The 13,866-nt window shown below is 59.2% G+C and carries 13 protein-coding genes and 1 pseudogene; 9 read left to right on the top strand and 5 right to left on the bottom strand.

The window, feature by feature from the left end; translation table 11 throughout:
* Positions 1-236: 236 nt before the first annotated feature.
* Positions 237-1,640 (top strand): annotated as a pseudogene (locus PMI35_RS09015) (phosphomannomutase/phosphoglucomutase); the annotation flags it as partial.
* A gap of 17 nt (positions 1,641-1,657) precedes the next feature.
* Positions 1,658-2,563: an acetylglutamate kinase gene (argB, locus tag PMI35_RS09020; protein WP_008047078.1), complete on the top strand. Its 906-nt coding sequence runs from the start codon at positions 1,658-1,660 to the stop codon at positions 2,561-2,563.
* 201 nt (positions 2,564-2,764) lie between these two features.
* On the opposite strand, the gene pyrE is transcribed toward argB, so the two are convergent.
* Positions 2,765-3,409 carry an orotate phosphoribosyltransferase gene (gene pyrE, locus PMI35_RS09025; protein WP_008062842.1) on the bottom strand — a complete coding sequence of 215 codons (645 nt, stop codon included), beginning with the start codon at positions 3,407-3,409 and terminating at the stop codon, positions 2,765-2,767.
* Positions 3,410-3,491: 82 nt separating this feature from the next.
* Here pyrE and PMI35_RS09030 point away from each other — a divergent pair, with 82 nt between their 5' ends.
* Positions 3,492-4,271, top strand: a complete 780-nt coding sequence (locus PMI35_RS09030; protein WP_008062840.1) for an exodeoxyribonuclease III — start codon at positions 3,492-3,494, stop codon at positions 4,269-4,271.
* Positions 4,272-4,346: 75 nt separating this feature from the next.
* Here the strand turns inward: PMI35_RS09030 and gltS are convergent, their stop codons facing one another.
* From gltS to rph, 3 genes are all read right to left on the bottom strand, one after another.
* On the bottom strand, positions 4,347-5,552 hold the full coding sequence (gene gltS, locus PMI35_RS09035; protein ID WP_008062832.1) for a sodium/glutamate symporter: 1,206 nt from the start codon (positions 5,550-5,552) through the stop codon (positions 4,347-4,349).
* Positions 5,553-5,845: 293 nt separating this feature from the next.
* Entirely contained in the window at positions 5,846-6,214 is a 369-nt protein-coding gene (locus PMI35_RS09040; RefSeq protein WP_008062830.1) for a DUF4870 domain-containing protein, read from the bottom strand.
* 28 nt (positions 6,215-6,242) lie between these two features.
* Positions 6,243-6,965 (bottom strand): ribonuclease PH, encoded by a 723-nt coding sequence (rph, locus tag PMI35_RS09045; RefSeq protein WP_008062828.1) that lies wholly within the window; start codon positions 6,963-6,965, stop codon positions 6,243-6,245.
* A gap of 267 nt (positions 6,966-7,232) precedes the next feature.
* On the opposite strand from rph, the gene PMI35_RS09050 reads away from it, so the two are divergent.
* From PMI35_RS09050 to PMI35_RS09075, 6 genes are all read left to right on the top strand, one after another.
* On the top strand, positions 7,233-8,096 hold the full coding sequence (locus PMI35_RS09050) for a YicC/YloC family endoribonuclease (RefSeq protein WP_008062827.1): 864 nt from the start codon (positions 7,233-7,235) through the stop codon (positions 8,094-8,096).
* A 10-nt stretch (positions 8,097-8,106) separates the two neighbouring features.
* Positions 8,107-8,727, top strand: a complete 621-nt coding sequence (gene gmk / locus PMI35_RS09055) for a guanylate kinase (RefSeq protein WP_008062825.1) — start codon at positions 8,107-8,109, stop codon at positions 8,725-8,727.
* A gap of 167 nt (positions 8,728-8,894) precedes the next feature.
* Complete coding sequence (rpoZ, locus tag PMI35_RS09060; protein ID WP_007921129.1) at positions 8,895-9,158, top strand: DNA-directed RNA polymerase subunit omega; 264 nt, start codon at positions 8,895-8,897, stop codon at positions 9,156-9,158.
* A gap of 57 nt (positions 9,159-9,215) precedes the next feature.
* Positions 9,216-11,321: a bifunctional GTP diphosphokinase/guanosine-3',5'-bis pyrophosphate 3'-pyrophosphohydrolase gene (spoT, locus tag PMI35_RS09065; protein ID WP_008062824.1), complete on the top strand. Its 2,106-nt coding sequence runs from the start codon at positions 9,216-9,218 to the stop codon at positions 11,319-11,321.
* A gap of 27 nt (positions 11,322-11,348) precedes the next feature.
* Positions 11,349-11,729 carry a RidA family protein gene (locus tag PMI35_RS09070; RefSeq protein WP_003229509.1) on the top strand — a complete coding sequence of 127 codons (381 nt, stop codon included), beginning with the start codon at positions 11,349-11,351 and terminating at the stop codon, positions 11,727-11,729.
* A 67-nt stretch (positions 11,730-11,796) separates the two neighbouring features.
* Positions 11,797-12,537, top strand: coding sequence for a hypothetical protein (locus PMI35_RS09075; protein ID WP_008062823.1), 741 nt, complete (start codon positions 11,797-11,799; stop codon positions 12,535-12,537).
* A gap of 127 nt (positions 12,538-12,664) precedes the next feature.
* Here the strand turns inward: PMI35_RS09075 and PMI35_RS09080 are convergent, their stop codons facing one another.
* Positions 12,665-13,522: an SDR family oxidoreductase gene (locus tag PMI35_RS09080; RefSeq protein WP_008062822.1), complete on the bottom strand. Its 858-nt coding sequence runs from the start codon at positions 13,520-13,522 to the stop codon at positions 12,665-12,667.
* Between the last annotated feature and the right edge of the window lie 344 nt (positions 13,523-13,866).

Below are 13,866 nucleotides of genomic sequence, written 5' to 3'. Positions count from 1 at the left end.
CCGCAGGCTGCGATCTTTTGACTTTAAAGATCAAGATCAAAAGATCGCAGCCTTCGGCAGCTCCTACGGGAAGCGCCTGAAATCAAGGGATTGAGCGGGCAAAACACCGCCCGCGTTGCTGGCATGGCCTTTTCGCAGCACGAACTCTGCGCGAAAAACGCCGTCATACCTTTCAGTTTGAACCTGCCGACGAGTCATTCGCAGGCAGGTCCAGCCACTTTCAATATGGAGCATTTCCCCAGATGAGCACCCCAGTGCGCGTTGCCCCCAAGTTCCCCGACAGTATTTTCCGCGCCTATGACATACGCGGCACCGTCCCGGAATTTCTCAACGCCGAAACCGCTTACTGGCTCGGTCGCGCCATCGGTGCCCAGAGTCTGGCCCAGGATGAACCCAATGTGTCCGTTGGCCGTGACGGTCGCCTGTCCGGCCCGGAGCTGGTTGAACAGCTGATCCAAGGCCTGGCCGACAGCGGCTGCCACGTCCACGACGTCGGCCTGGTGCCAACGCCGGCGCTGTACTACGCCGCCAACGTACTGGCCGGCAAATCCGGCGTGATGCTCACCGGCAGTCATAACCCGTCGAACTACAACGGCTTCAAGATCGTCATTGCTGGCGACACCCTGGCCAACGAGCAGATCCAGGCCCTGCATGACCGTCTCAAGACCAACGACCTGAGCAGCGGCAAGGGCAGCATCACCCGGGTCGAGATCCTCGACCGCTACACCACTGAAATCGTCCAGGACATCAAACTCGCCCGTCGCCTGAAAGTCGTGGTCGATTGCGGTAACGGCGCGGCTGGTGTGATTGCCCCACAACTGATCGAAGCCCTGAACTGCGAAGTCATCCCGTTGTTCTGCGACGTAGACGGCAATTTCCCCAACCACCACCCGGATCCGGGCAAGCTGGAAAACCTGCAAGACCTGATCGCCAAGGTCAAGGAAACGAAGGCTGACCTGGGCCTGGCCTTCGACGGCGACGGCGATCGCGTGGGCGTGGTCACCAACACCGGCAGCGTCGTGTTCCCGGACCGCCTGCTGATGCTGTTCGCCAAGGATGTGGTAGCACGCAACCCCGACGCGGAAATCATCTTCGACGTCAAATGCACCCGACGCCTGATCCCGCTGATCAAGCAATACGGCGGTCGTCCGCTCATGTGGAAAACCGGTCATTCTTTGATCAAAAAGAAAATGAAACAATCCGGCGCCCTGTTGGCCGGCGAAATGAGCGGGCACATCTTCTTCAAGGAGCGCTGGTTCGGTTTCGACGACGGCATTTACAGCGCCGCGCGGTTGCTGGAGATCCTCAGCAAGGAAAAATCCACCGCCGAAGAGCTGTTCGCGACCTTCCCGAACGATATTTCTACGCCGGAAATCAATATCCATGTGACCGAAGAGAGCAAATTCAGCATCATTGATGCATTGCACGACGCGAAGTGGGGCGAAGGCGCCGACCTGACCACCATTGACGGCGTGCGAGTCGACTATGCCAAAGGCTGGGGCCTGGTTCGCGCCTCCAACACCACTCCGGTGCTGGTCCTGCGTTTCGAGGCCGATGACGAGGCTGAATTGCAGCGCATCAAGGACGTTTTCCACGTCCAGTTGAAGCGTGTTGCACCTGATCTCCAACTACCGTTCTGATTCACCCGGAGCCCTGAATGACCCTCGAACGCGAAGCCGCCGCCAACACCGCCAAGGTCCTGTCCGAAGCGCTGCCCTACATTCGCCGCTATGTCGGCAAGACACTGGTGATCAAATACGGCGGCAACGCGATGGAAAGCGAGGAGCTGAAAACCGGCTTCGCCCGCGACATCGTGTTGATGAAGGCCGTGGGTATCAACCCGGTCGTGGTTCATGGCGGCGGCCCGCAAATCGGTGATCTGCTCAAGCGCCTGTCGATCGAGAGCCACTTCGTCGACGGCATGCGCGTGACCGATGCCGCGACCATGGACGTGGTCGAGATGGTCCTCGGTGGCCAGGTCAACAAGGACATCGTCAACCTGATCAACCGTCACGGCGGCAGCGCCATCGGCCTGACCGGCAAGGACGCCGAGCTGATTCGTGCGAAGAAACTCACCGTCACCCGCCAGACGCCAGAGATGACCACCCCGGAAATCATCGACATCGGCCATGTCGGCGAAGTCGTCGGCATCAACACCGATCTGCTGAACCTGCTGGTCAAAGGTGATTTCATCCCGGTGATCGCGCCAATCGGCGTTGGCGCCAATGGCGAGTCGTACAACATCAACGCCGACCTGGTGGCCGGCAAGGTGGCCGAGGCGCTGAAAGCCGAGAAGCTGATGTTGCTGACCAACATTGCGGGCCTGATGGACAAGTCGGGTACGGTCCTGACCGGCTTGACCACCCAGCAGGTCGATGACCTGATCGCCGACGGCACCATCTATGGCGGCATGCTGCCAAAGATCCGTTGCGCGCTGGAAGCGGTCCAGGGCGGCGTGGGCAGCTCGCTGATCATTGATGGCCGGGTACCGAATGCGATTCTGCTGGAAATCTTCACCGATACCGGTGTGGGCACCCTGATCAGCAATCGCAAGCGTCCATAAGCAGCACAAACAAAAAGACCCCGTTCAGCCAGGCTGAGCGGGGTCTTTTTTATTCCGCGATCCCTGTGGGAGCGAGCCTGCTCGCGATGGACGCCAGAACACCGCGGGGCGTCAGGCACCTAGCGTTATCGTTGACGTTTTTCGCGAGCAGGCTCGCTCCCACAAGGGATTCCCACAAGGGATTGGTGTTACAGATTGGTGTTACACGCCGAATTGGGCGCGGTACGCTTCCACAGCTGGCAGGTGCTGCTTGAGCTGCGGATCGTCAGCCAGGAATTCCAGCACCTGGTTCAGCGAAACGATGCTGATCACCGGAATACCGAAATCACGCTCGACTTCCTGGATCGCCGACAACTCACCGTTGCCACGCTCCTGGCGGTTCAGGGCGATCAGCACGCCGGCTGCCTTGGCGCCGTCCTGGGAAGCGATGATCTGCATCACTTCACGGATCGCGGTGCCAGCGGTAATCACATCGTCGATGATCAGCACATCGCCGGTCAGCGGCGCGCCGACCAGGCTGCCGCCTTCACCGTGCGCCTTGGCTTCCTTGCGGTTGAAGCACCATGGAAGGTCACGACCGTGATGCTCGGCCAATGCCACTGCAGTGGTCGCCGCCAAAGGGATGCCTTTGTAGGCAGGGCCAAACAGCACGTCGAACGAAATGCCGCTCTCGGCAATGGCTGCGGCGTAGAAACGACCCAGCTGCGCCAGGGCCGAACCCGAGTTGAACAGGCCCGCATTGAAGAAGTAAGGACTGGTGCGCCCGGACTTCAGGGTGAACTCACCGAAGCGCAAAACGCCGCGATCGATGGCAAAACGAATGAAATCGCGCTGATACGCTTGCATGAAAAAAACCCCAAATACCACGGATTTAGCTAATTAGGTTGACGCCGTGTATCATACACGCACGCGATTTTTGGGGCCATTTATGCGGATCATCAGTGTGAACGTCAATGGTATTCAGGCCGCAGTCGAGCGAGGTTTGCTCAGTTGGCTGCAGGCACAGAATGCCGACGTCATCTGCCTGCAGGACACCCGTGCCTCCGCCTTTGAACTGGACGATCCAGCCTTCCAACTGGATGGATACTTCCTTTATGCCTGCGACGCCGAAGTTCCCGCCCAAGGCGGCGTGGCTTTGTACTCGCGGTTGCAACCGAAGGCTGTCATCAGCGGTCTCGGTTTCGAGACGGCCGACCGCTACGGGCGCTACCTGCAAGCAGATTTCGACAAAGTCAGTATTGCAACCCTGCTGCTTCCTTCCGGGATGAACGGCGATGAGGACTTGAACCAGAAGTTCAAGCTCATGGACGACTTCGCCAAATACCTGGACAAGCAGCGGCGCAAACGCCGCGAGTACATTTATTGTGGCTCGCTGTATGTGGCGCAACAGAAGCTGGACATCAAGAACTGGCGTGACAGCCAACAATCCCCGGGCTTCCTGGCGCCTGAACGCGCCTGGATGGACGAGATTGTCGGCAACATGGGTTATGTCGACGCCCTGCGCGAAGTCAGCCGTGAAGGCGACCAGTACAGCTGGTGGCCGGATAACGAACAGGCCGAAATGCTCAACCTCGGCTGGCGTTTCGATTACCAGATCCTGACCCCGGGCCTGCGCCGCTTCGTTCGCAGTGCGCGCCTGCCACGTCAGCCACGGTTCTCGCAACATGCGCCGCTGATCGTGGACTACGACTGGACGCTGACCATCTAGGTCTTGCCGGTTAAAAAAAATGCCCGTATCGCAAGATACGGGCATTTTTTGTTTTGGTCGTACGCAGCTTTAACTTCAGGCGATGGCGAAAAACGGCAGCGCCAGGTACATCTTGATGACAATCACATTAATGATGTCGATGAAGAAGGCCCCCACCATTGGCACCACCAGAAAGGCTATCTGGGATGGCCCGTAGCGCTGTGTCACCGCCTGCATATTAGCGATGGCCGTTGGAGTGGCACCCAGCCCAAAACCACAATGCCCTGCCGCCAACACTGCCGCATCGTAGTTGCTGCCCATGACCCTGAATGTCACGAATACTGCAAACAGCGCCATGACCAACGTTTGTGCCGCCAGGATAATGAAGAACGGCAAAGCCAGCGCAGCCAGATCCCACAGTTTGAGCGACATCAGTGCAATCGCCAGAAACAGCGACAAGCTGACATTCCCCAACACCGAGACTTCACGTTCAAATACCTGATACAAACCAAGCGCTGAAAGCCCATTGCGCAAAAGTACGCCCACGAACAACACACAAACGAACGTCGGCAATTCAAATGCGGTTTCGTGAAGCAGACTATTAAGCAGAGTGCCCGCCAGCAAGCTGACTGAAATCAGCGCAAGTGTCTCGATAAACGAAAATGGCGTAATTGAGCGCTCTTTGTTCGGTTGTTCGAAGCCCTTTGGCAGCCGTGGCTTTTCTTGCTCAAGACCGGGTATCTGAACCCGGTTGATGATCAGGCGCGCCACAGGACCACCAATCAAACCACCCAGCACCAAGCCAAAGGTTGCGGAGGCCATTGCAAGCTCAGAGGCAGACGCCAGACCGTACTTCTCACTGAACGTCGCTCCCCACGCAGCACCGGTACCGTGACCGCCAGCCAGGGTAATCGAGCCTGTCAGCAGGCCCATCAAGGGATCGAGCCCCAACGTCGTTGCGAGTCCGATGCCCATGGCATTCTGGACTATCAAGAGTCCGGTGACCGCCAGCAGGAAAATCCCCACTACCCGCCCGCCTTTCTTCAGGCTGGCAAAGTCCGCGCTCAAGCCAATGGTGGCAAAAAACGCCAACATCAACGGAGTTTGCAGCGAGGTATCAAATCGAACTTGAATATCCAGGCCTCGCAAGGCCAAAAGTACCAGGGCAACTACCAGGCCGCCCGCTACAGGCTCTGGAATATTATAAGTGCGTAAAAAACCGACACGCGCAACAAGGCCCCGCCCCAGTAACAGTACCAAAGAGGCGGCGACAAGTGTTCCATAAAAATCGAGCTGAATCATTCAGGGTATTCTTGGGTATATATTCAGGGGCGAACTTTTTACCTGGACACGCCTCAAGAACAGGTTGATTGTTCTCAACACTGATTGGTTTTAGATTCAGGGACCCTCAATGGTCTGAATGTATCGAAATATTTCTTAGTAAATATTACGTGGCGCAACTTTATCAATCGCCAACTCTCATTGCCAAGCATATAGCCCGAACTGAACCATTGCAGTTTGTGACTAAGTTGAGTTCAAAAAAAAGCCCCGACAGGTCGGGGCATTTACTTTAAACCGAGAATTCCGTGCCGGGCTTACTTGATCAACCGCCAGGTGAACGGATACCGATAAGGCACCCCTTCATTGGCTTTCACGCCGCCAATGATAGTCAGTACCAGCGCCCCGATCGCCACCAGGCCAAACAGGAAAAACCCGATAATCACCAGCATCAGCAGCAAGCAAATGGCAGAAGCAATGGCGACGGTGATCTGAAAGTTCAGCGCCTCCTTGCCCTGCGCGTCGATGAACGGGTCCATCTCGCGTTTCAACTGCCACAAAACCAGCGGGCCGATCAGCGAGCCGAACGGAATCCAGATCCCCAGCAAGGCGGACAAGTGACAAAACATTGCCCACTGCCGAACCTCTTTGCCCGGTACGGGAAGCAACTGTTGCTCGTCACTCATGGCGTCCTCCTTGCCTGTGGCAATCCGATCAGTCAGCCAGTGCCGCCTTCTGCAGATCGAAAATTTCGTTCATGCCTTTTTTCGCCAGTTCCAGCATGGCGTTCAGCTCTTCAGGCTGGAACGGCGCGCCTTCGGCAGTGCCCTGGACTTCGATGAAGCCGCCAGAGCTGGTCATCACCACGTTCAGGTCGGTTTCGGCAGCCGAGTCTTCCAGGTAGTCGAGGTCGAGCACAGGCTCGCCTTGATACATGCCCACCGACACGGCACCGATCATTTGCTTGAGCGGGTCGCCGCCTTTGAGGCCGCCGCGCTTCTTGATCACTTTCAAGGCATCGACCAGGGCCACCATGGCGCCGGTGATGGAGGCGGTGCGCGTACCGCCGTCAGCCTGGATCACGTCGCAGTCAACGTACAGGGTGACGTCGCCCAGCTTGGACATGTCCAGCGCAGCGCGCAGGGAACGGCCGATCAGGCGCTGGATTTCCAGGGTGCGGCCGCCTTGCTTGCCACGGCTGGCTTCACGCTGGTTACGCTCGCCGGTAGCGCGCGGCAGCATGCCGTACTCGGCCGTCAACCAGCCCTGGCCCTGGCCCTTGAGGAACCGCGGCACGCCGTTTTCGACGCTGACGGTGCAGATCACCTTGGTGTCACCGAACTCCACCAGTACGGATCCCTCGGCGTGTTTGGTGTAGTTGCGGGTAATGCGGATCGAGCGGAGCTGATCGGCAACGCGACCACTTGGACGTTTCATAAGGGATACCTGTACGGGGACGGAAAACTGCGGAGCATTATAGAGCCGCCAGCCACGACTGGGCACTTCTAAAAAAATCCTCGGACGAGCGAAGGCTCTGCAAAGCCCGCTGCCGACGACCTACAGGTCTTTGTCACACCGTGTGTTTGGGCGCATCCACGCCACTGCGCTACAATCCTGCGCCTTTGCTGCCAGTCAGCTTAAATTCATTGATATCAGATGGCCGGAACGTCAGTTGCGCGCCGATCTACATTGCGAGGTACCTCCATGGTGCACAGCATGACCGCCTTCGCCCGCGTCGAGAAAGCCGGGGTCCAGGGTACCCTGAGCTGGGAGCTGCGTTCGGTCAACAGCCGCTACCTGGAACCCCACCTGCGTCTGCCGGAGTCCTTTCGCGACCTCGAAGGCGCCGTCCGCGAAGCGCTGCGCCAGGGCGTGTCCCGAGGCAAGCTCGAATGCACCCTGCGCTTCACCGAAGAAAACACCGGCAAACCACTGCAAGTGGACCAGGCGCGCGCAGCACAACTGGTTGCGGCCGCCGAGACCATCGCCAGCCTGATCAAGAACCCGGCGGCGCTGAACCCGCTCGAAGTACTGGCCTGGCCCGGCGTACTGGTGGGCGATGCGAGCGACCCGCAAGCGCTGAACGCCGAGGCGCTGGCACTGTTCAACCAGGGCCTCAAGGAGCTCAAGGCCGGCCGTGAGCGCGAAGGCGCGGAACTGGCACGGTTGATCAACGACCGCCTGACGTCCATTGAAGAAGACGTGGTGACCCTGCGCGAGCTGGTTCCGCAGATGCTCGCCACCCAGCGCCAGAAAGTGCTCGACCGCTTTGCCGACATGAAGGCCGAGATGGACCCGCAGCGCCTGGAGCAGGAAATGGTCATGCTCGCGCAAAAAAGCGACGTCGCCGAAGAACTGGATCGCCTGAGCACCCACATCATCGAAGTTCGCCGGGTGCTCAAGTCCGGCGGTGCCGCCGGGCGGCGCCTGGACTTCCTGATGCAGGAGCTCAACCGCGAAGCCAACACACTGGGCTCCAAAGCCTTCGACCCGCGCAGCACCCAGGCGGCGGTCAACCTCAAGGTGTTGATCGAGCAGATGCGCGAACAAGTGCAGAATATTGAGTAAGGCAAACCCCATGACCCACAGCACCGGCACCCTCTACATCATTTCCGCGCCTTCTGGCGCCGGCAAGACCAGCCTGGTCAAGGCCTTGATCGACGCCCAGCCGCAGATCCAGGTTTCCGTTTCCCACACCACCCGCGCCATGCGCCCGGGCGAAGTGGACGGCGTGAACTACAACTTCGTCTCGCGCGAAGAGTTCGTGAAGATGATCGAGCACGGCGATTTCCTTGAGCGCGCCGAAGTGTTCGGCAATCTCTATGGCACCTCGCAGAGCCACCTGCAGCAGACGCTGGACGAAGGCCACGACCTGATCCTGGAAATCGACTGGCAAGGCGCCGAGCAGGTGCGCAAGCTGATGCCTCAGGCACGTTCGATCTTCATCCTGCCGCCGAGCCAGGAGGCCCTGCGCCAGCGCCTGGACAACCGCGGCCAGGACAGCAACGAGATCATCGAAGGACGTATGCGTGAAGCCGTCAGCGAAATGAGCCACTACGTCGACTACGACTACCTGATCATCAACGACGATTTTGCCCACGCGCTGGACGACCTGAAGGCGATTTTCCGCGCCAATCAGCTGCAACAGAAACGCCAGCAGCAACGTTTTGGCAAATTACTGGCTGAATTGCTCGGCTAAAGAGCTCTTCCCAAAACAGCTGCAAGGGCTTTACATTGGCACTTGCAGCGCGTTGAAGGGCTTGGTCAAAAAATCAGCGCTTCCCTAATCGCTGGTGATTTTTTAAACTGTTGAGTCCGCTCGCCCATCCGGGCAGCGCGCATATTGCATTTGCTACGAGGAAGACCATGGCCCGCGTAACCGTTGAAGACTGCCTAGAACACGTGGATAACCGCTTTGAGCTGGTCATGCTCTCTACCAAGCGTGCCCGTCAACTGGCCACCGGCGGCAAAGAGCCGAAAGTAGCATGGGAAAACGACAAGCCTACCGTCGTCGCCCTGCGTGAAATCGCTGAAGGCCTGATCGACTACGCAGCTATCGCCGAAGCCGAAATCGTTGAAGATGAACCGCTTTTCGCTGCATTCGAGGACGAGTCCAACGAGGCCGTCTAAGCCTATGCCTGGTCGACGTAGCACGGCGCGGGAACACAGCTTGCGGCAGGAGTCATCATGCCGAGCATAGACGCCCTCGCCGATCGCTTATCGACCTACCTCGGCAAAGACCAGGTCAACCTGGTCCGCCGAGCGTATTTCTACGCCGAACAAGCCCACGACGGCCAACGCCGCCGTAGCGGCGAGGCGTACGTCACGCACCCACTCGCGGTGGCGAATATTCTTGCCGACATGCACATGGACCATCAGAGCCTGATGGCGGCCATGCTGCATGACGTGATCGAAGACACCGGCATTGCCAAGGAAGCGCTGCAAGCGCAATTTGGCGAAACCGTGGCCGAACTGGTCGACGGGGTCAGCAAACTGACCCAGATGAACTTCGAGACCAAGGCCGAAGCCCAGGCTGAAAACTTCCAGAAAATGGCCATGGCCATGGCCCGCGACATTCGCGTGATCCTGGTCAAGCTGGCCGACCGCCTGCACAACATGCGCACGCTGGAAGTGCTGTCCGGCGAAAAACGCCGGCGCATCGCCAAGGAAACCCTGGAAATCTATGCACCCATCGCCAACCGGCTGGGCATGCACGCCATCCGCATAGAGTTCGAAGACCTCGGCTTCAAGGCCATGCACCCGATGCGTTCCGCGCGGATCTACCAGGCGGTCAAGCGCGCCCGGGGCAACCGCAAGGAAATCGTCAACAAGATCGAAGAATCCCTCAGTCACTGCCTGGCCATCGATGGCATCCAGGGCGAGGTCAGCGGTCGGCAGAAACACCTCTACGGCATCTACAAGAAGATGCGCGGCAAGCGTCGGGCCTTCAACGAGATCATGGACGTCTACGCGTTCCGGATCATCGTCGACAAGGTCGATACCTGCTACCGCGTGCTGGGTGCTGTTCATAATTTGTACAAACCGTTGCCGGGGCGCTTCAAGGATTACATCGCAATTCCCAAGGCCAACGGCTATCAGTCGCTGCACACCACGCTGTTCGGCATGCACGGTGTTCCGATCGAGATCCAGATCCGCACCCGTGAAATGGAAGAGATGGCCAACAACGGCATCGCCGCCCATTGGCTGTACAAATCCAGCGGCGACGAGCAGCCGAAAGGCACCCATGCCCGTGCCCGCCAGTGGGTCAAGGGCGTGCTGGAAATGCAGCAGCGGGCCGGCAACTCGCTGGAATTCATCGAAAGCGTGAAGATCGACCTGTTCCCGGACGAGGTCTACGTGTTCACGCCCAAAGGCCGGATCATGGAGCTGCCCAAGGGCTCCACGGCGGTCGACTTCGCCTACGCGGTGCACACCGACGTCGGCAACAGCTGCATTGCCTGCCGGATTAACCGTCGTCTCGCGCCGCTGTCCGAACCGCTGCAAAGCGGCTCCACGGTCGAGATCGTCAGCGCTCCGGGCGCACGGCCAAACCCGGCGTGGCTCAATTTCGTGGTCACCGGCAAGGCGCGCACGCACATCCGCCATGCACTGAAACTGCAGCGCCGTTCCGAGTCCATCAGCCTGGGCGAACGCCTGCTGAACAAGGTACTCAACGGTTTCGACAGCTCGCTGGAAAAAATCCCGGCCGAACGCGTCAAGGCGATGCTCGCCGAATACCGTCTCGAACTGATCGAAGACCTGCTGGAAGACATCGGCCTGGGCAATCGCATGGCCTACGTCGTCGCCCGACGCCTGCTTGGCGAAGGCGAACAGTTACCGAGCCCGGAAGGCCCGCTGGCGATTCGCGGTACCGAAGGCCTGGTCCTCAGCTACGCCAAGTGCTGCACACCGATCCCGGGCGACCCGATTGTCGGCCACCTGTCCGCGGGCAAAGGCATGGTCGTGCACCTGGACAACTGCCGCAACATCAGCGAAATCCGCCACAACCCGGAAAAATGCATCCAGCTCTCGTGGGCCAAGGATGTCACCGGCGAATTCAACGTCGAACTGCGCGTCGAGCTTGAACACCAGCGCGGCCTGATCGCCCTGCTGGCCAGCAGTGTCAACGCGGCCGACGGCAACATCGAAAAAATCAGCATGGATGAACGCGATGGTCGCATCAGCGTGGTCCAACTGGTGGTCAGCGTACACGACCGCGTGCACCTGGCCCGCGTGATCAAAAAACTGCGCGCCCTGACCGGGGTAATCCGCATCACCCGCATGCGCGCGTAGCCATCCATCCATTACAAGGAGTCATTCATGACCAAGACTGTTATCACCAGCGACAAGGCCCCGGCCGCCATCGGTACTTACTCCCAGGCGATCAAGGCTGGCAACACCGTCTACATGTCGGGCCAGATCCCTCTGGACCCAAAGACCATGGAACTGGTTGAAGGCTTCGAAGCCCAGACCGTCCAGGTATTCGAGAACCTGAAGGCCGTGGCTGAAGCTGCCGGCGGTTCGTTCAAGGACATCGTCAAGCTGAACATCTTCCTCACCGACCTGAGCCACTTCGCCAAGGTCAACGAGATCATGGGCAAATACTTCGACCAGCCTTACCCAGCTCGCGCCGCCATTGGCGTTGCAGCCCTGCCAAAGGGTTCGCAGGTTGAAATGGATGCCATTCTGGTCATCGAGTAATGCGTCTGGCGCAGCCCATGGCTGCGCCGACCGCTCTGCAGTAAAGAAAGTCTGAAAGGATTTCACCATGCGCAACGCGCTTGTTCTCTCGCTGCTCGCCCTGCTTTTGGGCGGATGTGCCAGCAACCCTGCCGACCGTGACATCAGCGGCACCTGGATCAACCAGGCGGCGATCGATGCTGCAGCCAAAGGCGGCCCCCTGCGTGAAGCCCTCCAGGCCTATGGTCCGAACCTGGAGTGGGACGTCAACACCAAGGCCAGTCAGGCCCGTTACACCAATGGTTTTGAAAATGTCGAAGGCAAGTTGCTGGGCGAACAGTCCGGTGCCTGGAAAGTCGACTTTTATGGCAGCTCTGCCAGCGAGCTCAAGCGTGACGGCAAGCAATTGAGCCAGGCCGCCAGCGACAACGAACCCGAGCAGGTCTTCGATCGTGCGCCGATTCCGGTTCCGGATGGCGCACCGATGGGTGCCAGCTTCGAACGTGCACTGTACTCGGCGTACATGGGCGGCAGCTGGAAGGTCGTCAGCGGCCCTGGCGAAGGCAATAGCGTGCAGTTCCAGGCCGACGGCCAGGTCATCGGCCTGCCGGAAGCCGATCGTTATGCCCTGTGCCTGGCGGGTGACTGTGCGTCGATGAGCGGTGGCAACGACAACATGTGGTTGCAACTTAACGGACAGGGAAACCCCTGGATCTTTGCGCGCAAAGGCAAGGAACTGGAAATTTTCCAGGCTGTGAATACCGCCCAGGCAGACGAAATGCCCCAATACACGCCGGGCAATCGCAAGTGGTTGCTGGAAAAACAGTAAGCACCGATTACCCCATGTAGGAGTGAGCCTGCTCGCGATGAGGACATAACATTCAACATCTTCATTGACTGTTACATCGCCATCGCGAGCAGGCTCACTCCTACAGGTGCCTCAGGGTGCCTGGAAATCAGCAACGCCCTTCAATGATCGCCGCATAGCCCTCGCGAAAACTCGGATACTTCGGTGTCCAGCCCAACGCCTTCGCCCGCGCATTGCTGCAACGCTTGCTCCCGGTGCGGCGCACAGTGGCATCGTCCGCCCATTCGGTCACACCCAGATACTCGCGCAACCAGCCCACCACATCCGCCAGCGCTGCGGGCGCGTCATCAACGCCTATATAGACGTCATCCAGTGCGACGCCACGTCGGTCCGCCTCCAGCAAGCAAGCCATCAACCCGGCGGCATCGTCGGCATGAATGCGATTGGCGTACAGCGGCGGATCGACCGCCACGCGATAACCCCGGCGCACCTGGGTCAGCAACCACTCACGACCCGGGCCGTAGATACCGGTCAGACGCACGATACTGGCCGGGATGCCGCTACTGAGCGCAATCTGCTCCGCTTCGAGCATCACCCGCCCTGAATAACCCGCCGCCACGGCTGGCGAAGTCTCGTCAATCCACTCGCCCTGCTGCTGGCCGTAGACACTGCTGCTGGAAACGAACAGCAAGCGATTGGGCACCTGCCCATAGTCATCCAGCCACTCCAGCACATGCTGCAAGCCCTGGACATAAGCGGCGCGATAACCCGCTTCATCGTGATCGGTGGCGGCCGCGCAGTACACCAGGTAATCCACCGCACCCACCGGCCAGGTCGCCGGGCAGTCTTTGTTGAACAAGTCGCCGGCCACTCCGACAACCCCATCGGGCAGGCGTGAAACGTCACGGCGCAGGCCATGGACTTCCCACCCGCCCGTCAACAATTGCGTAGCCAGACGACTGCCGACATCACCGCAACCGGCGATCAAAACAGAGGGTGCGGACATCAGGAAACTCTCCTCAAAAATGGACAAACCAGCGCTGCCAATGGACGAGCGGCTAGCAATGCAGGAAAAAAAGATACTCTATTACTTCTGTTAACAAGAATTACTTGCAATAATGCGGACCACTTTTGTTCTCGGCCTTACGAGGCCTGGAAGAACATTAACCGTCTTTTTCCCTCAGGTCCGGCCCAGCATGACACGTAATCAACTCTCCGCTTCGCCAACCAAACGACCTCGCGCCTGGAGCGCGGTGGCCACCCTGCTACTCAGCCTGATGCTGGCGCCAACCGCCGCTTTTGCTGACGCACAAGCCCCCGCCGCACCGGCTGGCGCCGCCGCACCTGCCC

Source organism: Pseudomonas sp. GM78 (assembly GCF_000282475.1).
In the GTDB taxonomy this organism is placed as follows: domain Bacteria; phylum Pseudomonadota; class Gammaproteobacteria; order Pseudomonadales; family Pseudomonadaceae; genus Aquipseudomonas.
This window is presented reverse-complemented; position numbering and strand designations above follow the sequence as displayed.

Coding starts and splice junctions, on each gene's coding strand:
- gmk (WP_008062825.1), top strand. CDS start 8,107: ATGACCCACAGCACCGGCACCCTCTACATCATTTCCGCGCCTTCTGGC.
- argB (WP_008047078.1), top strand. CDS start 1,658: ATGACCCTCGAACGCGAAGCCGCCGCCAACACCGCCAAGGTCCTGTCC.
- gltS (WP_008062832.1), bottom strand. CDS start 5,552: ATGATTCAGCTCGATTTTTATGGAACACTTGTCGCCGCCTCTTTGGTA.
- rpoZ (WP_007921129.1), top strand. CDS start 8,895: ATGGCCCGCGTAACCGTTGAAGACTGCCTAGAACACGTGGATAACCGC.
- PMI35_RS09030 (WP_008062840.1), top strand. CDS start 3,492: ATGCGGATCATCAGTGTGAACGTCAATGGTATTCAGGCCGCAGTCGAG.
- PMI35_RS09050 (WP_008062827.1), top strand. CDS start 7,233: ATGGTGCACAGCATGACCGCCTTCGCCCGCGTCGAGAAAGCCGGGGTC.
- rph (WP_008062828.1), bottom strand. CDS start 6,965: ATGAAACGTCCAAGTGGTCGCGTTGCCGATCAGCTCCGCTCGATCCGC.
- PMI35_RS09070 (WP_003229509.1), top strand. CDS start 11,349: ATGACCAAGACTGTTATCACCAGCGACAAGGCCCCGGCCGCCATCGGT.
- PMI35_RS09075 (WP_008062823.1), top strand. CDS start 11,797: ATGCGCAACGCGCTTGTTCTCTCGCTGCTCGCCCTGCTTTTGGGCGGA.
- spoT (WP_008062824.1), top strand. CDS start 9,216: ATGCCGAGCATAGACGCCCTCGCCGATCGCTTATCGACCTACCTCGGC.
- PMI35_RS09040 (WP_008062830.1), bottom strand. CDS start 6,214: ATGAGTGACGAGCAACAGTTGCTTCCCGTACCGGGCAAAGAGGTTCGG.
- pyrE (WP_008062842.1), bottom strand. CDS start 3,409: ATGCAAGCGTATCAGCGCGATTTCATTCGTTTTGCCATCGATCGCGGC.
- PMI35_RS09080 (WP_008062822.1), bottom strand. CDS start 13,522: ATGTCCGCACCCTCTGTTTTGATCGCCGGTTGCGGTGATGTCGGCAGT.